Consider the following 20,148-nt stretch of genomic DNA (forward strand, 5'->3'; position numbering starts at 1 on the left):
AGTGAATCTCGGGTAATCTCAGCGACCCGGAATCAACTGGGATCTCCAGTTGGAAAGAATGTTTGGATTGTAAATGGTTGCATTGTAAACCTCGCTTAGTTAGCTTTTTTACCATTCTAACAATAAACTGGATTGTAATCTGTATGATTTTAATTTTTGATGAATTAACCAAAGCAAAAAGCCACATTACTGTGGCTTTTTTAATATTCAGAGCTTAGCTTGCTATTTCAAAATGTCATCAGTGTTAACATCCTGGAATTATCCATATCAAGGAAGATGGTTACATCACTCAATGATATTTATTGCTAGGATTTTGTTAATGGTTAATAAGATCAGCAAGGCGGATTCCCTTAGCGTTCAACCAGGAGCTGGGTCCACTCATAGGAGCTTTACAGATAAGCGTTGCAGCAGTGGAGGACGATGGGAAAGTGTAATCCTTGGTGAAGAGATTATTAACGATTATTTTTTGCTGCATTAAATTTGTTAATAACTGGGTTTCAGGAAATGCTTTGGCAGTTTTAGGGGCTAGTCGAGTACCTCTAAGTACCGTTGTTTTCTTGTTTTGAAAGTTATAACGAGCATGGGCATCAGCGCCACGATAATAAAGATGGAATAAATTTTGTTGATCAGCATCAAGTTGAATATTTGTGGCGGCATGGCGTGCCTCTAAATCATGCAAAGTTCGATGATTTTGATCATACCAAACTAATGGACCACTATAACTACTTTTGCAAAGAATGTTGGCAGCTGCAGAAGCTGATTTAAATTGGTAATCACGGGTAAATTGATTATTTTGAATAATCCCAGTTTTGGTAAGTTTTTCTAAAAGGGAATTCATAGTAAAGGAAGGTGTGGGAGCGATTGTAGTTACGTGAGACCCGGCTAGAACTGTAATACTTTTATAGTCAGGTTGATAAAATCCAGTAGCGTGAGCATCCCGACGATTTAAATAAACTGGAATTTGTTGGAGGTCGGAACGCTGAGCGCGCTTCTTAGTGGCACTTTTTTGAGTGAAAAGAGATAGATCGAATGATCGAAGTAAGATATCAATGCTATTGAATTTTTCTTTTAGGTCAGATTCACGCGATGGATTAACAATTGATTGGTGAGATAGATTGGAGCTAACGAGGTCGATTTGAACACCCGTTTTTGCTTGATTAGACATTCGGTCTTCCAAAAATTTAAAATCAGATTCTGATAATTGATACGATTGGCGATTGTTTATGAAAGCAACCGCAATTTTCCACCAGGTTTCTTTAGCAGTTGCATGTTGGTTTAAGATTTTAGCAATGTTTGTGCTTGTTCCCACATACGCCTGAATTTTAGCAGTGCCGTTACAAAGTACATAAATGCCACTTTGGGACAAAGCCGGCTGTTGCTTAATTTCTGATTTAAGATTCTGCCTAGGAATGTAATATGCTTTAATTGAAGCTTGAATAATTTCAGCCACGCGAATTCCACTAGGGTCACCGGTTGGAAAGTAAGTTTGAATTGTAAATGGATGCATGTTGTGCCTCACTAATTATTTATTTTGCTTTGTAATAAAAAAATATAAGAAACCACTTTAATTAATTAATTATTTCATACTAATTATAATATAACATGTGTTGTATTATGTGGTTAAATTAGGAAAATAATCATTTTATTGAAACCTGTAATTGTTTTAGTTATGATGGAAAACAAAAAGGATTTATCCCGATTTAAAATCGAAATAAATCCTCTTGTACAGCACTCTATTAGGAATAAATACTAATTAAGTTTTGGAATGCTTAATTAGATTTATTTATCTTCTTTGCGCTTGTATCCAAAGATACCAAGTAGTGAAAGAAGGATTGCTCCGATTAAGCTTAAAATACCGGTTGACTGACTTTCGCCAGTTTGTGGTAAGACTTGCTTTTGTGGTGCTGGAGTAGGTGCCGCTTTCTTTGATGCTGGAACAACTGGAGTAGAAGGTTGTGCAGCAGGTGTTACGGGAGCTGGTTGTGCCGGTGTTGCTGGAGTTTCAGTAGGAGCAGGGTTAGTGGGTGTTGATGGTGTACTTGGTTTAGTTGGTTCTGCTGGCTTAGCAGGGATTTCATTTTTAATGTAATGAATTGGGGTATCCTTACCAATGTTTTCAGGGGAAATTGGATAAGGAGTTCCTGGTACCAACTTATTACCATTACCGTCAACAGGGGTATAACCTGGAATATCAGGAATTAATGGATCATTAATCTTACTTGGATCATTTGGATCATTTGGATAAGTTTCAGGAGTAGTGCCTGGAACATCTGGAACCAAGTGTCCAAGTGGCAAGTAAGTAACGGTGATTTCGGCATTCTGTGTTTCAGGGGTAACTGTAACAGCGCCGACCAGTGGAGTTCTTGTGTAATAACCATTAATCACTGGTGATTTAACTGAATTCCAACTACCACCTTGTGACGTCCATTTTCCGGTTTCGATAATCTTACCGGTTACTTGGTCAAAGGTGATGCTCCGGGTGTATTTAACCGTTTCAGTAACGTCCTTAGAAACTTCTTGGCCGTTAGAGAGCCGGTAGTGGATTGTCCGGGTGATAGTCTTAACCAAGCTAGATTCATCAGTTCCGTTCGGGAACTTTGGTCCGTCCGGATTGTTCGGATCAACCGGTTGACCAGGCTTGCCAGGGTTATCAGGAGTAACCGTGGTGGTCTTGTGCTTCAAAGTAACCTTGAAGGTTGGTTCATCAGTACCGAACTTGTAACCAGGGGTGTAACCGTCATTGACGATTTCGTAACCTTGTTTTTCCAGTTCAGCGATCTTGGTCTTCGTGGAGTAGTCGGAAGTATCGCCAAACTTACCGTTCAGGGTATCACTGGTGATGACCTTGCCGTTTTCGTCTTGGTCAACGTAAACAACGTGGGCCTTTTCGTCATTAGCGTGGTAAGTAACCGTTACATCACTATCGGAATCGTTAGGCGTGGTGGTAGTGGCGCCAACCGACGGTTGGTCAGCCGTGTAACCAGGAATGACAGGGGAAGCGACAGCATCGTAGCTGTTCTTGTCACTCTTCCAATCACCAGTAGCGATAATCTTGCCAGTTACTTGGTCAAAGGTAATGCTGCGGGTGTACTTAACGGATTCAGTAACCGTCTTGGCAGCTTCTTGACCGTTAGCGTAACGGTATTTGATCGTCCGGGTGATGTTCTTAACCAGGCTGGATTCATCAGTGCCGTTCGGGAACTTCGGTCCGTCCGGATTGTTCGGATCAACTGGTTGACCAGGCTTACCAGGGTTATCAGGAGTAACCGTGGTGGTCTTGTGCTTCAAAGTAACCTTGAAGGTTGGTTCATCAGTACCGAACTTGTAACCAGGGGTGTAACCGTCGTTAACGATTTCGTAACCTTGTTTTTCCAGTTCAGCGATCTTGGTCTTCGTGGAGTAGTCGGAAGTATCGCCAAACTTACCGTTCAGGGTATCACTGGTGATGACCTTACCGTTTTCGTCTTGGTCAACGTAAACAACGTGGGCCTTTTCGTCGTTAGCGTGGTAAGTAACCGTTACATCACTATCGGAATCGTTAGGGGTGGTGGTAGCGGCGCCAACCGACGGTTGGTCAGCCGTGTAACCAGGAATGACAGGGGAAGCGACAGCATCGTAGCTGTTCTTGTCACTCTTCCAATCACCAGTAGCGATAATCTTGCCAGTTACTTGGTCAAAGGTAATGCTGCGAGTGTACTTAACGGATTCAGTAACCGTCTTAGCAGCTTCTTGACCGTTAGCGTAACGGTATTTAATCGTCCGGGTGATGTTCTTAACCAGGCTGGATTCATCAGTGCCGTTCGGGAACTTCGGTCCGTCCGGATTGTTCGGATCAACTGGTTGACCAGGCTTACCAGGGTTATCAGGAGTAACCGTGGTGGTCTTGTGCTTCAAAGTAACCTTGAAGGTTGGTTCATCAGTACCGAACTTGTAACCAGGGGTGTAACCGTCGTTAACGATTTCGTAACCTTGTTTTTCCAGTTCAGCGATCTTGGTCTTCGTGGAGTAGTCGGAAGTATCGCCAAACTTACCGTTCAGGGTATCACTGGTGATGACCTTACCGTTTTCGTCTTGGTCAACGTAAACAACGTGGGCCTTTTCGTCGTTAGCGTGGTAAGTAACCGTTACATCACTATCGGAATCGTTAGGGGTGGTGGTAGCGGCGCCAACCGACGGTTGGTCAGCCGTGTAACCAGGAATGACAGGGGAAGCGACAGCATCGTAGCTGTTCTTGTCACTCTTCCAATCACCAGTAGCGATAATCTTGCCAGTTACTTGGTCAAAGGTAATGCTGCGAGTGTACTTAACGGATTCAGTAACCGTCTTAGCAGCTTCTTGACCGTTAGCGTAACGGTATTTAATCGTCCGGGTGATGTTCTTAACCAGGCTGGATTCATCAGTGCCGTTCGGGAACTTCGGTCCGTCCGGATTGTTCGGATCAACTGGTTGACCAGGCTTACCAGGGTTATCAGGAGTAACCGTGGTGGTCTTGTGCTTCAAAGTAACCTTGAAGGTTGGTTCATCAGTACCGAACTTGTAACCAGGGGTGTAACCGTCGTTAACGATTTCGTAACCTTGTTTTTCCAGTTCAGCGATCTTGGTCTTCGTGGAGTAGTCGGAAGTATCGCCAAACTTACCGTTCAGGGTATCACTGGTGATGACCTTACCGTTTTCGTCTTGGTCAACGTAAACAACGTGGGCCTTTTCGTCGTTAGCGTGGTAAGTAACCGTTACATCACTATCGGAATCGTTAGGGGTGGTGGTAGCGGCGCCAACCGACGGTTGGTCAGCCGTGTAACCAGGAATGACAGGGGAAGCGACAGCATCGTAGCTGTTCTTGTCACTCTTCCAATCACCAGTAGCGATAATCTTGCCAGTTACTTGGTCAAAGGTAATGCTGCGGGTGTACTTAACGGATTCAGTAACCGTCTTGGCAGCTTCTTGACCGTTAGCGTAACGGTATTTGATCGTCCGGGTGATGTTCTTAACCAGGCTGGATTCATCAGTGCCGTTCGGGAACTTCGGTCCGTCCGGGTTGTTTGGATCAACTGGTTGACCAGGCTTGCCAGAGTTATCAGGAGTAACCGTGGTAGTCTTGTGCTTTAAGGTAACCTTGAAGGTTGGTTCATCAGTACCGAACTTGTAGCCAGGGGTGTAACCGTCGTTAACGAGTTCGTATCCTTGTTTTTCCAGCTTAGCAATTTGATCCTTGGTGGAGTAGTCAGAAGTATCACCAAACTTACCGTTCAAGGTATCACTGGTGATGACCTTACCACCAGCGTCTTGGTCAACGTATTCAACGTGGGCCTTTTCGTCGTTAGCATGGTAAGTAACCGTTACATCACTATCGGAATCGTTAGGAGTGGTGGTAGCAGCGCCAACCGACGGTTGGTCAGCCGTGTAACCAGGAATGACAGGGGAAGCGACAGCATCGTAGCTGTTCTTGTCACTCTTCCAATCACCAGTAGTGATAATCTTGCCAGTTACTTGGTCAAAGGTAATGCTGCGAGTGTACTTAACGGATTCAGTAACCGTCTTGGCAGCTTCTTGACCGTTAGCGTAACGGTATTTGATTGTCCGGGTGATGTTCTTAACCAGGCTGGATTCATCAGTGCCGTTCGGGAACTTCGGTCCGTCCGGATTGTTTGGATCAACTGGTTGACCAGGCTGACCAGGGTTATCAGGAGTAACCGTGGCCGTCTTGTGCTTCAAGATAACTTTGAAGGTTGGATCTCCTTCTCCGAATTTGTAGCCAGGAGTGTAACCGTCGTTAACGAGTTCGTACCCTTGTTTTTCCAGAGCAGCAATCTTGTCTTTAGTTGAGTAATCCGAAGTATCACCGAACTGACCGTTCAAGGTATCACTGGTGATTACTTTGCCGTCGGCATCTTGATCAATATAATCAACGTGGGCACTTTCATAATTAGCAATGTAAGTTATGTTAATTGTAGCGTCAGTACCCTCTGCGACATTTTGAGAAGAAACACTTGGTTTATCAGGAGTGTAACCGGTAATTTGTGGAGATGGAACATTATAGCTATTGTCTCCGTCTGGAACCCAATCACCCCAAACAACATTGTTGGTCTCTAAGTTTCTAGTTCCTGTCCGATGATAAGTGAACTTAAAGGTCTTATCAGGAGCAGCTTGTGATCCGTCGCTGTACCGGTATTTAATCGTAATGTTAGAAACACCAGAATTATCAGTTACTGTTTCAGTGGTTTTCTTAAAAGTAATGGTGTAAACCAATTGGTTACCATTATTGTAAGAAAGTACGATTCCACCTTGAGGGAAATCACTACTGATTTGTTTGTAACCTTGATCTTGTAGTGCTTTGGTTTCATCATCTGGAGAATAATCAGAGTGTTCGTTAATCTTTCCACTAATTTGGTCAGTGTGTAATTCATTACCTTGATCATCAACGTAGTGGATAACAGCATTTTGATGATCAACTACATAAGGAACCTTTGTTTCTGTACCAGGATCATTAATTGGGACCGTGGTTCCAGGCGTTGTTGTTTTGCTATGATCGTTAGGATCTAACGGAACGTAACCAGGAATATTTGGTAGTGGAGTAGGGTTAGCTTTCGTTGGATCGTTAGGATCAATCGTATATGGAACGTCATGATCACCATTGTCGATTGGATTTCCATTGGAATCAACTGGAACCAGTTTACTTAATTTATTAATCTCAAATTGAATGTTACGAGATTGTGGGGTGTAGATTGGTTGAACAATGTAACGACCATTTGCAGGTTCGTGGGGATTGTTGCTAGGATTACTTACTGACCAACTATATACTTGGGTACTGTCATTGTATTTGTAGCTGGCATCAATATGATAAGTTTTACCAAATTGAGTTCCATCAGGAGCGTAAAGTCTAACATCCATTCCACCATGATCATCGGTTTCAGTATACGTCATGGTTGTTCCATCACGGAAAGGAGTACTCCAAACTTGCCCAACTTTACCAAATTGAGAAATGGTTCCACTAACATTGCTAGGTATTTTACTGATATAGTAATAACCGTCTTTAACTTTGTCAGGTAAACCGGTAACTGAATAATTTTGTCCAGTTAATCCACTAAAATGCGTTTCATAAACAACTTCACCAGTCTTAGCGTCTTTATATTGAACTCGCTGGTCAACAACAGTTGGAATGAAGAAACTGTCATTTCCGACTTTAGTTGAATTTCCGTTGTGGTCTGAAACTGACCAATCGACTCTAAGTCTAATTGAAGAAGATACACCTGCATCAAGTTGGAACGCACCTGAATATCCACCATAGTTAACAAAGTAATATCCATTTATGTTTCTTGATTTTACCCGGTTGGGACGGGTTGCCGTAGCTCCGTCACCACTGATATCATAACTAGCAATTACTTGATTATTTTCATCTAGTTCAAACACATGGATAATTCCACTACCATTACGATCAGTGGAGAAAACAACTCGTTTTACGCCGTGAACCTGATCGTAAGTACCATAAACTTCATCGTATTTAAACGTGTAGTGATTTTCATCAGGATCAACCCAACGACCACCATAATCGGGATCTTGAACTGATAAGGTTAATCCATTTTCACTCTTATTGTTTTGAACGGCTAAAGTGGTGTTGCTAGTTTTAACTTGTTCAGCAGCTTGCTTAGTTTGATCTGGAACTTGTGGTGCCTGATCTGTTTTTGGTTGCTGATTATCAGAATTGTCGACTTTTTGATCAGATTCAGCCTGCTTTTGAGTATCGACTGAGGTATCATTTTGCTTGTCGGTTAGTTGATCATTCTGTTGTTTCTTATCTTGACTGATTGCGTCATTATTTTGCTTTTGAGCTTGATCAACCTTACTATCAGAATCCGCAGTTTTGGCAACTTGATTATCGTTTTTTTGCTCCGTTGACTGTTGGTTATTGGTAGTGGTAGTTTGACTGATTGCCTCATTGTTTTGCTTTTGAGCTTGATCAACCTTACTATCAGAATCCGCAGTTTTAGCAGCTTGATTATCGTTTTTTTGCTTCGTTGACTGTTGGTTACTGGTAGTGGCAGCTTGTTTAGTTGCCTCATCATCCTGTTTTTGAGTTTGTGCAGCACTGTTATCAGTAGTATTCTTAACTACGTCTGCCTGTTTTTGTGTTGCTTGCTCAGCAGAATGCTGATTATCAGTGGTTGTCTGACCTTGTTCGTTTGTAGCCGCGGTCTTAGCTTGATCAGCAGTTGGCGCAGCCTGAGTGGCTTTGCTTGCCTGATCAGTATTTGTTTGCTTGGCATCGCCTCCATTTGTTACCGTCTGATTTGGTGTTGCTTTTTGATTCTCTGTTGCACTAGCCGCAGCTTGCGCAGTACCGGGGTCGGTGCTTGAATTAGCTGTCGCTTGTGTTGACAAAGAATTAGTATCAGCGTGGACGTCATTAACGTTAAATGCGAAAAAGCCGGCGGAAAGTGCGGTTACGGTAATTGCACTAAATAACCATTGTTTTCCAGCTTTATACATTTTATAATGCGTCTTGCTGTCTTTAAACGGCATAAAACTACCTCCTTAAAATTATGTGGAAATATAAATTTGTTATATTATAAATATAACTGACCACACTATATGATTAAATCTGATTTTGTACAACCATAACTTGTACAATCATCGATTACAAAACTTAAAAAGCCCATTATAATAACGAAATTAGCAATCATTTTTAATTTAATTAATTTTAAAGTAGTCAATAAAAAAGGACCGATTCCGACATTTAGTCAGAATCAGTCCTTGATGGTGAAGGTTAAATTAGGAATAGATAAGTAAAAAGCCACGACTCCGTGGCTTTTTTACTTAGGTTTTAAATATTTAGAATGATTTTACCATCTTAAGATGGCAGCAACTTCAGCACCGTCTGGCATGTCTGCGGCAGGTAAGACAGTAACATCACCATCTAAACCTAAAACAGTTAATGCCAACGTGTTCAATTCGTTAGCTGCCCGCGCACCTTTACTAGTAATAACGTCAACCGTTTCGCCGTTGTCGCTGCTTTCAACGTAAGCATCTTCAGCGATGATCAAGTTGGCAATCCGGTCTTCTAATACAGATTGTTCAATGTCGTCTAATCCACTAGTAGCTTTCTTAGCACCTAACATTTCACTGTACTTAGCTTTAACAGCTTGTTTGCCGGCTGCCACAAATTGGTCGTGAATCTTTTGGGCAACTGCTTGCACATTTTCGCCAGCGTTCTTAACGGCAGCATCAATTTCAACGGACTTGTCAGTTACCAAGTATGGGTTGTGAGAAGCCTTCTTAAACCGGCCAGCGTCTTCAGCGTTAGCAACCAAGACTAATGGGTTGTGGTCAACGTCTGAGTAACGTTTTTGCACGTACTTATCGACTTGTTCAAAGTATTCGTGTGTATCCCATTCTGGACCGTTCTTTTTGGGATCCTTGATGGTGTTAGTTTCGGTCTTGTCACTATCAAATGGGTCGGCCGGAACGTTGTCTGGGTCAGTAACGTCTAAGTCATTGACGGAGTAAAGCTTGTAAGAATCACGTTGCAAGAACAACATGTCGAAGTCCGGCGCGAATTCTAATTGTTTAATGATTGGCAAAACAGGGAGCTTGTCGCTGATGGAGAATTCTGGTTGGGGAGCGTAGTTCAAGTTGTAAGCAACTAAACCATCGTTCGTAATGTATAGAATCAAACCTTCAGCAATGGTGGTGTTATCTTTCAACGTTTTGAGGTAGTTGTTGATTTCGAATTCGTAAGCTTTCCATAATTCTGGCTTGTAGAGTTTTTGGAAAGCTTCCCGAGCGGATTTAACCAAACTATCCATTTGGATGTGGTCTAAGCGAGTGTTGTCTTCCTTAGGATCCAAAGGCATCGTAATCGTAACGATAGGACCTGATTGTTGTTCCAAGTCTAATAAGTTTTTAATTTTATCTTTTTGATCATGTCTTGCCATAGTAAACTCCTCCAATTGGTAGTATATCTTTATACTAACGCAAAAAATGGGTTTGGAGCAATTGAAAGCGCTTGATATTTAAAGATTAAGCAACGGGTGATAATTTATAAAAATTTCAGGTAACACATTGGCAAGCTAAAACGTTACTAATAGATGTAAGGGTTGGCCAACCACTTATCACTATTGAAAACACAGAGGAGAATTAATTATGAAAAAAAGTTGGTTAAAAACGACGGCAACGTACACGATGGTAGGCGCGGGACATGAAAAGGGGATGCGACGTGGGTTCGCAAATCTAACGGAAGATCTGACCGCGGACCAGGTGACCGAGTTTGGCAATATTTTAGCAGAACTGACCGGAGATACAGTGGAAAAAGTAGTGTTAAATGACACTAAGGTAATTGCGGCTTAAACAGGGGGAAACTACATGAAACTTTTAGAATTGGTCTTCAAATCAGAACAACACAAAGTGCGGACGTTATAACTAAATTATGCTAACCAAAATTTAGAAGCAGCCCAGGTGGAAGATCTGATGAAACGGATTGCGGCACTGGAAATGTTTAAAAAGGATGGCGTGAATCTTTACGCCACCCCAGTTGCCGCCCGATACGCTGAAAACAATAAATATCCGATTTTTGGTGCCATTAAGTAAATGGCATAATTAAAAAATGAAAAGGCAATCTACCTTAGCCAAGGTAGGTTGCTTTTTGAATATGCTGTAAAAAAGCCTAATAATCTTATCACTGTCAAAAAGCGTAAGTTAGCAGGTTTGCAGACCGTGCAAAAGGCGCTATTACAGGAATTGTTCCCACGTAGAGTGGAACGAAATCCGTGCATTAGGTTCACTTACTTTGACAGTAATTGGCATAAGCAAAAATTGGCTAAATTAATCACGCATAATACAACTAGGAATAAGGAATTAAAGATTAAAACCGTTGAATCAATTTCCAATCGACGAGGGTTAATCAAACAGACCGATCAATTTAATCAGTACTCGGTTGCCAGTAAAAATTTATCTAATTATTACATTCTGCAGCCCGGTTATTTTGCGTACAACCCGTCTAGAATTAACGTTGGATCGATTGCGTATAAACGTAATGATCAGACTAGCTTAGTTTCGCCATTATATGTTTCGTTCTATACCGCTGCGGAAATTAATGATGATTACCTTCTGGAATGGTTTAAAACGGATGATTTTAAGTTACAAAGACAAAGACTGTCTGAAGGAAGTGTCCGGGAGTTATTATCATTTAATCAACTTGCCGAAATGAAATTAAAGTTTGCTAGTTACTCCGAACAAGCTAAAATAGCTCGGCTGCTAGAGCTAGTTAATCAGAAAATTAAATTAAATGAACAAAAAATCGCTAAATTAATCACTTTAAATAAGTCACTTTTACACAAAATGCTTTTGTAATTAGAGGAAATTCCTAGATAATGTTATTTGTGTGTTTAATTGCACCAAATAGATGTGTTAGGAGATTAAGATGCGAAGAAAACAACAACAACAGTTACTTTATGAATATTTTTCTGAATGGATTGATTTGTACAAGCGGGATGCGGTTCGTGACGTGACGTTAAATAAATATAAGGTTAGCTTAAAATGGGTACGCCGGATTGCGCCTACGCTGTATTTAAAGGATTTATCCAAGCGTACTTACCAAGAAATTATCAATGAATATGCCATTACGCATGAACACCAAACCACTTTGGATTTTCACCATCAAATTAAAGGAGCAATTTTGGACGCTGTGGATGAAGGCCTAATCCCCACCAATCCGACTAGAAATGCAGTTGTAAAGGGAAAAGTCCCGCGAAATAAGAAACCCAAATTTTTAAACGAAGCGGAGTTAAAAAAACTAATTCATCAGTTGGATCTCGGCAACGAAATTAATTGGGATTGGTTTTTGTTATTGATCATTAAGACGGGACTCCGATTTTCAGAAGCCCTTGCCGTTACCCCGGACGATTTTGATTTTAAAGACCAGATGCTCCGCATTAATAAAACTTGGGATTATAAATCACTACACGGTGGCTTTCAAAAAACCAAAAATGAATCATCCATTCGCAGCATTCGGATTGATTGGCGGTTAGCCATGCAGTTTTCCCAATTAATTACTGTTATTCCTAAAGATCAACCAATATTCATTTCGGACAAACGAGTTTTCAATTCCACGGTTAACCAACACCTGAGAATGTTGTGCAAGAAAGCCGATATTCCAATTATTACCATCCACGGATTACGCCATACCCATGCGTCATTACTGTTGTTTGGCAACGTTTCAATTGCTACGGTTGCTCAGCGATTGGGTCATTCCAGCATTACTACCACGCAGGAAACTTATATTCATATCATCCGGGAATTGGAAGCAAAGGATGGTGAAAGAATCATGGATGAAATGGCCAAGCTGGTCTGAATGAAATTATCCCATTTTTTGAGTTTCGGTAGTTTGTTTTCGGTCTTTCAAGCCGGTTTTTTAACTTTTTCTGGTTCTAATTAGTATGAAAGTGAGTTAATTAGATCCATCAATTACAGTCAATTAAGGACCGGGACAACCATTGGTGTGGCACTACTTTGAAAGGATGAAGTAGTTCTGACTTACGCTTTTTGACAGTGATAACTTGATTGATTTTTTCAAACAAGGTACCAATCTTTTCTTGTTCAGAAAAGGAAGGCATAGTAAGTGCAATTTTTTCTAACGCACCTTTATTTAATTTTGCTCGTCCCGCACCCGTGAGGTAGGACTTAATGTCAACGTTTTTTAAACTATTGCCAATGAACGAGTGATGGGCAATTTGTTCCTTGGGTGCCAAGATATGGGCATGGTTATTCACCCAAATTTTGCCAGTAACGAGCTGGATGGGATAATCATTTAGGTCGCTAGCTCCATCTTCTGCAATCAAAATGAGTTTCCCCTTGTGAGTAAAGCCAGTAACATAATCCTGGATACCATTAGCACCATAATAGGGCGTGTCTCCAGCTCTCCGGCGATTTTTGGTGATGGGAACCCTTAATTTATCCAAGTTGATGGTGACATTGTTTAATTTTTGGCGTTGCCAATTTTCAGAAAAGTCATGAAATCGAATTTCTGGAAATAAATCTGTTTTTTCTTCATTTAGCTCCATTTTTTACTCCATTTCTTTTTGAAAATACATAATTGATAAACGTAGTCCACGATGATAATTAGTGCTGGAATAAAATTATTATCAGCAAATGTAGCGACTAATTTATTGTTTAAATTATAATTATTGTTACTACATAAAGCAAGAGATTACTGGGATCCTTACGTAGTCATTAATCAGGTAAAGAGCAGGAGTATAAACAGGATTAAAATTTGGTATGCGTTGATTAAAAATAAATGATGGATATAAAAAAAGAAAAGGTTTCATAGATTCTTTAAGCTTAAATAAATTTCATAATCAAAAGAAAAAGCAATTTACCGATTAACTTAGGTAAATTGCTTTTTGGCTATTTATGTTTAGATATTTAATTTTAAGGCGAAAAAAGATTAGCAATGAAAATGATGGACTACTTAAGCGATAGTAAGTTAGATTTCTAAACTTATCCTCGCCATTATTTCAATACCTTTTTCAGTAATTCCAGTGTTTTTTGTGCTTCTGGATTGGTCCCAACTAGCTCATCCATCATCATTTTAATCTCAGCAGTTAATTCTGCTTCCTGCTGGTCTAATTCATGCATATCATCAACGAGCTTTTGCACATCGACCGGTGGTTCTTCTTCAAAGGTATCAACGTAGCGAGGAATGTTGAGGTTGTAATCATTTTCTACAATTTCGTCCATCGAAGCTACGTGGGCATATTTATCGACGTCTTCACGATCTAAATAGGTTTTGACAATCTTATCAATATCTTGTTTACGTAACTTATTGCTGTTCTTGGCCTTTTCAAATCCCTTGGAGGCATCAATAAGAAGTTAAAATTTGAGCCATGATTTCAGAAACCTCACGGGGAGTGTAGAATTCTCCGGCTTTTTCTCCGGAATTAGCGGCAAACATTCCAATCAGATATCCGTACAGATCACCGAGTACGTCAGAGTCTTCTTCCAGTTCAATTGAACCCATTAGGTTAATCATGTTGGTGATGGTGGCCGTCCTGGCTTGGGGATTATTTCCGAGGCGAGTTGAAGTTAAATCCATGTCAGCAAAAATGCCAGCGAAGACTGTTTTAGCTTTGGGAGCAATTCCTTGATTGAAACGAGTTAAAGCATCTGACATCATCATGACGTTAAAGTTATCCGTATTAATGGCCTGTTACCAGTCAGAAAATAAATCACCCGGTTGAATTACATAACCAAGGTTGTCTTGCATATATTTGGCTACTTGTTGTTTATCCTTTTGCCAAATTTCAGCCCAGCTGGTTCCTTGATAAATGGATTGGACCCAATTTTGAGCTTTATCAGAGAGATATTTATAGAACGTAATTACAAAAATGTAGTTTTTGTATTCGGATGGTTCGATTTTCCCACGTGTTTCATTTAACGTTTTCCATACGAGGGATTTTTTATTTTCGCTTAATACCATAATTTTCCTTCATTTCTGTTCTCTAATTAACTAATTGGGGAGTTATTTAATAATTATAGCAGATGCTAAATGATATTTATTTAATTGTATTAATTTTATTCTTTAATTCGTAATTATTATTACTATAAAAATGAGGAGAGAATTATTTGGAAACTACAACCACGCAACAAGGATTTGACTTTTTGCTGGAGGGTGATCATGAGGTCGTCATATATGGAGTGCTGAAGCGGTTGAATGTTCGGCCTTTTCACACTTACTATCATGATTTAGTTCAAGAAGGTCGGTTGGCATTTGTTAGTGCGTATGAAAAATATCTGCACGAACGGAGTAATCAAAAGCAGATGTTGGGTTACATTTATCAGTCGGTCAAATGGAAATTGTTGGATGTGTTACGCAAACAACAACGTGACACCACGAAAATCGTAGAGGGGTTAGAGGACCTTCTGAGCAGCCTTTAATTTAACGACCAGTCCTCGGATGATGAGGAGACTAAAATTTGCCTAGAACTAGTTTTAAGTCATCTAACGGGTCAAGAACAACGTTTAATGCACCTGTTATACATAGAATGGAAAACGATGCCTGTGGTTGCATCTGAACTATAAGTATCGCGGAAAACGCTATATCAATGGCGGAAACGTATCCAGCAAAAATTAACTTCAATTCTAGGGAATACAGTTACGAGCTAAAACGTTACTAATAGATGTAAGGGTTGGCCAATCACTTATCACTAAATTAAAAACACAGAGTAGAATGGAAAAAAAGTTGGTTAAAAACGACCGCAACGTACACGATGGTAGGAGTAGGACATGAAAAGGGATTACGTCGAGGGTTTTCGAATTTAACTCTTGATCTGACTACTGACCAAGTGACAGAATTCGGTAGCATTTTAGCGGAACTAACTGGTGACACGGTGGAAAAGGTAGTATTGAACGACACTAATGTAATCGCTGAATAACAGGAGGAAAATACATGAAAATTTTAGAATTAGTATTTAAGACAGAACAACACAAGGTCCGGACGTTACAACTAAACTATGCGAATCAAAATTTGGAAGCGGATAAGGTCCAGGATTTGATGAAACGGATTTCTGATTTAGATATGTTTAAGAATGATGGCATTAATCTTTATGCCACTCCGGTTGCGGCGAGATATGCAGAAAATAGTAAGTATCCGATTTTTGGAGATGTTAAACAAGTAGCATAGTTTAAAATGAATAAGAAGCCTACGAAATTAATTTCGTGGGCTTTTTAATGTTAAAATATAACTATTTAATTGTAATAAACTTAATGGAATAATAAAGAAAGGATTTAATTACTTGGTTAACGATAAAATATATTTATTAGTTATTGGAAATGGTTTTGATTTACAGTGTGGTTTGAAAACTAGTTTTGCTAGTTACTTAAATAAAGTTTTAGAAACAGCTCGTAAGGAAATTGATGATATAGACAAGACATTTAGTGATTTAAAACAATTTAATGATATTGATTTAGGAGTAGTTAGTACTGATAAAAATAATAAGAATTATTTTATTGGACAGATAAGAAATCATATTTCGATAGAATTATATGGTAAAACGACTACAAATTATTTTGATTCCTTTTATGATAATCTAAAGAATTTTGATAAATCTTTTTTCAAAATGTATTTTATATTTTTAAAGTTTAACAATAAAGAAAGTAGAAATTGGGCTGATGTAGAAAAAGAACTAAGTACATTAATTACTACCGGTTTTTTCGTTGATCTGTTTAATACGATCTGTATTATTAAAGATGCTATTACTAATTATAGTGAAGATGACATAGAGAAAAAAATTGGTTCAAATAAGAGCGTTTTGATATATGTGTATTTGTTAATCAACATATGTGGTTATAAAATTAAAGAAAATTCTGCCAATTATTTTATTAATTTTTTAATGGGTGAACTTAATAAATTTGAACATAATTTAGGAACGTATATTGAAGATCAGATAAATTCTAAAAAAGAATATTATGTATCTGAATCTAATAAGTTAATTAATAAATTTAATATTGTAAATGATTTTAATGTTTTAAATTTTAACTACACTAATCCTTTTAAATACAAAGATTATAATACTAAAACAGTTAGTAATATTCATGGTAATACCGATAATCCAATCATTGGCGTAGATACATCTGCCATTAAAAAAGCAAGTAATGATAATGTTAATGATTTGAATTTTAATGAATTTACAAAAACTTATCGAATTATGTCCAATACCGAAAATCACAAAGACATTTTACCAAATCCAGAAAACATTGATACAATTTATTTTTATGGGCATTCTTTATCCCATGCTGACTATTCTTATTTTCAATCAATTTTTGATTATTATAATTTATATGACTCCAAGTTAAATCTGGTTTTTTATTATTCTGTTTATGCTCCAGAAAGAGAATCACAAATTGTTAACCAGGATATTAATAATATTTGGAATCTAATTAATGAATATGGTGAATCAATGGGCAATGCTAAGGGTAAAAATTTGTTGCATAAATTAAATTTAGAAAACAGAATTAAAATTAAAGAAGTTGAAATTTAATAGTAAAAAGTCCCACGAAATTAATTTTTCGTGGGACTTTTACGTATTTTGTTGAAAATGATTTGATTAATGTAAACTAGCAAAGAAATCTTGGACAGCTTGTTCAAACTGAGCCCGATCAAAGAAACCGAGTTTTTCTTCATTTTCAACTTGTTTAATAAGTTGATGAAATTCTGGATTGTCGTTCAAATCAGTGCTAGGCCGGTAAACCGCAAACAATTTCATGATTTGATTACCGCTGTAACCTTGATCATCTGCCCAGCGTCTAATTCGTAGTTCCTGAAGTTCACCCCGAATTGCCTTTCTAGCTTGCTTCAAGCTCTCTGTGTCAAAATGTTCTTGGTAATCACCATCATCAATCTTATCCATAATGGCGCTAATTTCAGTTTGACTCTGTTCGTCTAACGGTGTGATGTGATTTTCAACGGCCTTCCGATTAGCTTCTGTTTGATCATCCATGTAGGCATTTAAAAGATCAACTAACCGATCATAGTCAATGATTTCTTGACTTTGTTGTTGCAAACGTAATTTTAAGTTAGTCAAATCAATTCGATCTTCGGGTGCTAATTTCTCGTTGACGTCATTCCAACGAGCTTGGAGAGCACTAAAGTCATTATCTGAATTTAACTTTAGACTAACTGATTTGCCTGTTTTTACGCCATCTTCATTATAAACTTCAGCTGGGGTTCCTAGCTGATAGCCTTGTTGCATTAATTGCTGTACTGGTCCATTTACTTCAGCAGCTAATTGCGAGAATTCTTTTTGTTCCTTGGCTGATCTTGGAATTTGGGAAAAATCTGATCCAGCAATTTCTTCTAGTCGTTCTAGTTTCGGATTTATTTTTTCGATCTGCTGCGAATATTTACTTGCCAAAATATCATCATTAAGTAAAGCTTGGTCATCTTTAGTAGAAGTGTGTTTTTCTGCGTCCGCAATCGTATCGTTACCACCCAGCGTGTAAATTACGAGCGCATTTTTAACGTGGTCTTCCATATCAGCACCACGACGGTAAAATCTGACTTTTCCGTATGGTTTAGCATTCTTGTTAATGACCCGGTTGGTCCGCGACATGGCTTGGATTAATAGACCCTCTTTCAAAATCTTATCCATATAAATCACGTTTACATATTTGGAATCAAATCCGGTAAGTAATTGATCAGAAACAATGACTAGATCTAAACGATCTTCATCAGCTTTACGATCATAAGGTTTTTTGTGAGCGAGCCGACGCGTAATATCACTAACATAATCCTGTTCTGGATGCTTACTTTCTAGGAAATCTTGGGTATCAAAGGTTTTCTGATAGTTTTTCATTGCTTGTTTTAATTCGGCTTGTAAGTCAGAAGAACCACTGCCATTGGTTTCATCACGAGAGAAGGTCATCGCCATTCGTAGTTCCGGAGCTAGTTTTTGGAACAGGTGGTAATATGCCACCACCGCTTGTTTTCCGGAAACAGCGAGCATTGCATGAAATTGGTTGGGTTGTCGTTGACCAGCTTCTAGGGGACCATCGGCATTTTCGTGCCAGTGAGCAACAATGTCTTGAACCACGGCCTCACGATAAGCAGTGCTAGTGTAAGCGGCTTTTTCTAGTTCAGCATCGCTGTAATCGGGATGTTCTTGCTTTTCAATGTCAGTTTCATAGTAGGTTACGTCGAAGCCCAGCACGTTTCCATCACCGATAGCGTCTTTAATGGTGTATTGGTGTAAACGAGGGCCAAAGATATCATGAGTGGAAACATCACGGCTAGTTTTAATGTCATGGATTTCATCACTGTAGAAGTTAGGGGTACCAGTGAATCCAAACCAGGTAGTATTCGGAAGAGCGGCCTTAATTTCTTTTACGGCGTCACCACTGGCAGAACGATGGGCTTCGTCCATGAGGATTACCATTCGTTCAGCTGATTTTAAATCACTTTTAACAGCACGGTGCAAACCCTGAACTGTGATTAGATAAATATGTGAACCATTATTTTTCAAACGAAGGGCCCGCTTTAATTCGTGCCCTTTAACTTTTTTAATGTGGTTTTTGAATTGTTGGTAGGCAAAACTTCTAAAGTTATTGAGCGTTTGATCCACTAGATCAACCCGATCAACGATGAAAAGGACGTTGCGGACCTTAGGCATCGAAGCCAGAAGCTGGGCAACTTTAAACGAAGTAACGGTTTTTCCAGAACCAGTGGTATGCCAAACGTAACCACCTTCACGTTCAATGAATTGATCGTTATCCATCTTTTTCATACGTTCCAAAATGGCTCGGGTTGCTTGAATTTGGTAAGAACGCATGACCATTAAGTTTCCGTTTTCGGCATCTGGGATCATGTTAACTGTGACTAACCGATGTAAAGCTGGGATTCCCATTACTTGATGGATGAATTCCATGGTGTCAGTTACGTCTTTTCCGTTATTATCACGCCATCCGAAGACAAAGTCTTGGTTGTAGTCAGAAGGGCTTTTTGGACGTGCAAAGTAGTGAGCGGAATGTTGGGAAAGGATGAATTGAACCTGAACAAAACTCATCAAGCCCGTATACATACCATCGTCATCGTATTTTTTTAACTGTTCAAAGGCATTCCATTGATTTTGCAGCGATTCGTCTTTTTCTTCGATGTGCGCTACGGGGAGACCGTTGATTAATAATAAGACGTCAATGCGTCGTTCTCTGCTTAACGTGTTGGCTAGATGTTTAAACGTGATCTGATTAACGACTTCATATTCAGATCGGCCGCCGGCAACTTCATCACCATAGAAAATTTCCATTTCGATGTGAGAGCCGTCGTCTCGAGTTAAAGGTAGGGTTCCAATTCCACCGGCTCCCGCAATGACAAGCTGAGCATCACAAGGCGTTTTATTTTTCTCAAGCTCTAACTTTAACTGATTAAATTCTTCATCAGAAAGGGGATTACCATCTAGTTTAGCTCGATTGTTGCGATTTAAGATATCGCGCCAGTGCTGATATAAGATATCGTCTGGTTTGTTGGAAAACTCGGGACGATAGGTCCATCCTTCATCTTCCAATTTTTTGATTACTGCTTTTTCGAATTGATCTTCCGCCATGTAAATATTCCTTTTAGAATTGTGGGATTAGTATTTGATCTACTTCTAATTTTAGCATAATTAT

The 20,148-nt window shown here is 39.2% G+C and carries 13 protein-coding genes and 3 pseudogenes; 8 read left to right on the forward strand and 8 right to left on the reverse strand.

Annotation, left to right across the window (positions count from 1 at the left end):
* Positions 1–316 precede the first annotated feature (316 nt).
* From M3M38_RS05415 to M3M38_RS05425, 3 genes are all read right to left on the reverse strand, one after another.
* Positions 317–1,507 carry a DUF4357 domain-containing protein gene (locus M3M38_RS05415; protein WP_252813830.1) on the reverse strand — a complete coding sequence of 397 codons (1,191 nt, stop codon included), beginning with the start codon at positions 1,505–1,507 and terminating at the stop codon, positions 317–319.
* A gap of 272 nt (positions 1,508–1,779) precedes the next feature.
* On the reverse strand, positions 1,780–8,517 hold the full coding sequence (locus M3M38_RS05420) for a mucin-binding protein (protein WP_252813831.1): 6,738 nt from the start codon (positions 8,515–8,517) through the stop codon (positions 1,780–1,782).
* A 320-nt stretch (positions 8,518–8,837) separates the two neighbouring features.
* On the reverse strand, positions 8,838–9,929 hold the full coding sequence (locus tag M3M38_RS05425) for a baeRF3 domain-containing protein (RefSeq protein ID WP_252813832.1): 1,092 nt from the start codon (positions 9,927–9,929) through the stop codon (positions 8,838–8,840).
* 208 nt (positions 9,930–10,137) lie between these two features.
* Here M3M38_RS05425 and M3M38_RS05430 point away from each other — a divergent pair, with 208 nt between their 5' ends.
* The 4 genes and pseudogenes from M3M38_RS05430 (at position 10,138) to M3M38_RS05445 (ending at position 12,343) form a co-directional block, all read left to right on the forward strand.
* Positions 10,138–10,341, forward strand: a complete 204-nt coding sequence (locus M3M38_RS05430; protein ID WP_252766742.1) for a DUF1659 domain-containing protein — start codon at positions 10,138–10,140, stop codon at positions 10,339–10,341.
* Between the two features lie 84 nt (positions 10,342–10,425).
* Positions 10,426–10,581 (forward strand): annotated as a pseudogene (locus tag M3M38_RS05435) (DUF2922 family protein); the annotation flags it as partial.
* A 126-nt stretch (positions 10,582–10,707) separates the two neighbouring features.
* Positions 10,708–11,343 carry a restriction endonuclease subunit S gene (locus M3M38_RS05440; protein WP_252813834.1) on the forward strand — a complete coding sequence of 212 codons (636 nt, stop codon included), beginning with the start codon at positions 10,708–10,710 and terminating at the stop codon, positions 11,341–11,343.
* Positions 11,344–11,413: 70 nt separating this feature from the next.
* The gene (locus M3M38_RS05445) at positions 11,414–12,343 is read left to right on the forward strand and encodes a site-specific integrase (RefSeq protein WP_252766746.1); all 930 of its coding nucleotides are present in this window, start codon (positions 11,414–11,416) and stop codon (positions 12,341–12,343) included.
* A 109-nt stretch (positions 12,344–12,452) separates the two neighbouring features.
* Here M3M38_RS05445 and M3M38_RS05450 read toward each other — a convergent pair whose 3' ends face one another.
* From M3M38_RS05450 to M3M38_RS05465, 4 genes and pseudogenes are all read right to left on the reverse strand, one after another.
* A complete protein-coding gene (locus M3M38_RS05450) occupies positions 12,453–13,052 on the reverse strand; it encodes a restriction endonuclease subunit S (protein ID WP_252813835.1) in 600 nt (199 codons plus the stop codon).
* Between the two features lie 448 nt (positions 13,053–13,500).
* Positions 13,501–13,860, reverse strand: a pseudogene (locus M3M38_RS05455) (N-6 DNA methylase); the annotation flags it as partial.
* Positions 13,850–14,167, reverse strand: coding sequence for an N-6 DNA methylase (locus M3M38_RS05460; RefSeq protein WP_252813836.1), 318 nt, complete (start codon positions 14,165–14,167; stop codon positions 13,850–13,852). The pseudogene M3M38_RS05455 and the gene M3M38_RS05460, both read right to left, overlap by 11 nt.
* Positions 14,168–14,197: 30 nt before the next feature.
* Positions 14,198–14,467, reverse strand: coding sequence for a type I restriction-modification system subunit M N-terminal domain-containing protein (locus tag M3M38_RS05465; RefSeq protein ID WP_252813837.1), 270 nt, complete (start codon positions 14,465–14,467; stop codon positions 14,198–14,200).
* 146 nt (positions 14,468–14,613) lie between these two features.
* Between M3M38_RS05465 and M3M38_RS05470 the strand changes: the two genes are divergently transcribed.
* From M3M38_RS05470 to M3M38_RS05480, 4 genes and pseudogenes are all read left to right on the forward strand, one after another.
* The gene (locus M3M38_RS05470; protein ID WP_252813838.1) at positions 14,614–14,925 is read left to right on the forward strand and encodes an RNA polymerase sigma factor; all 312 of its coding nucleotides are present in this window, start codon (positions 14,614–14,616) and stop codon (positions 14,923–14,925) included.
* A gap of 314 nt (positions 14,926–15,239) precedes the next feature.
* Positions 15,240–15,422 (forward strand): annotated as a pseudogene (locus M3M38_RS07520) (DUF1659 domain-containing protein); the annotation flags it as partial.
* 14 nt (positions 15,423–15,436) lie between these two features.
* Positions 15,437–15,670, forward strand: a complete 234-nt coding sequence (locus tag M3M38_RS05475; protein WP_252813839.1) for a DUF2922 domain-containing protein — start codon at positions 15,437–15,439, stop codon at positions 15,668–15,670.
* Between the two features lie 112 nt (positions 15,671–15,782).
* A complete protein-coding gene (locus tag M3M38_RS05480; RefSeq protein ID WP_252813840.1) occupies positions 15,783–17,027 on the forward strand; it encodes an AbiH family protein in 1,245 nt (414 codons plus the stop codon).
* Between the two features lie 66 nt (positions 17,028–17,093).
* On the opposite strand, the gene M3M38_RS05485 is transcribed toward M3M38_RS05480, so the two are convergent.
* On the reverse strand, positions 17,094–20,084 hold the full coding sequence (locus tag M3M38_RS05485; RefSeq protein ID WP_252813841.1) for a type I restriction endonuclease subunit R: 2,991 nt from the start codon (positions 20,082–20,084) through the stop codon (positions 17,094–17,096).
* Between the last annotated feature and the right edge of the window lie 64 nt (positions 20,085–20,148).

The organism is Fructilactobacillus cliffordii, from assembly GCF_024029355.1.
Taxonomy (GTDB): domain Bacteria; phylum Bacillota; class Bacilli; order Lactobacillales; family Lactobacillaceae; genus Fructilactobacillus; species Fructilactobacillus cliffordii.

What these genes read in the sequence shown, in the direction of transcription:
- M3M38_RS05430 (WP_252766742.1), top strand. Translation starts at nt 10,138, where the DNA reads ATGAAAAAAAGTTGGTTAAAAACGACGGCAACGTACACGATGGTAGGC.
- M3M38_RS05450 (WP_252813835.1), bottom strand. Translation starts at nt 13,052, where the DNA reads ATGGAGCTAAATGAAGAAAAAACAGATTTATTTCCAGAAATTCGATTT.
- M3M38_RS05425 (WP_252813832.1), bottom strand. Translation starts at nt 9,929, where the DNA reads ATGGCAAGACATGATCAAAAAGATAAAATTAAAAACTTATTAGACTTG.
- M3M38_RS05420 (WP_252813831.1), bottom strand. Translation starts at nt 8,517, where the DNA reads ATGCCGTTTAAAGACAGCAAGACGCATTATAAAATGTATAAAGCTGGA.
- M3M38_RS05475 (WP_252813839.1), top strand. Translation starts at nt 15,437, where the DNA reads ATGAAAATTTTAGAATTAGTATTTAAGACAGAACAACACAAGGTCCGG.
- M3M38_RS05415 (WP_252813830.1), bottom strand. Translation starts at nt 1,507, where the DNA reads ATGCATCCATTTACAATTCAAACTTACTTTCCAACCGGTGACCCTAGT.
- M3M38_RS05460 (WP_252813836.1), bottom strand. Translation starts at nt 14,167, where the DNA reads ATGATGATGTCAGATGCTTTAACTCGTTTCAATCAAGGAATTGCTCCC.
- M3M38_RS05465 (WP_252813837.1), bottom strand. Translation starts at nt 14,467, where the DNA reads ATGGTATTAAGCGAAAATAAAAAATCCCTCGTATGGAAAACGTTAAAT.
- M3M38_RS05445 (WP_252766746.1), top strand. Translation starts at nt 11,414, where the DNA reads ATGCGAAGAAAACAACAACAACAGTTACTTTATGAATATTTTTCTGAA.
- M3M38_RS05485 (WP_252813841.1), bottom strand. Translation starts at nt 20,084, where the DNA reads ATGGCGGAAGATCAATTCGAAAAAGCAGTAATCAAAAAATTGGAAGAT.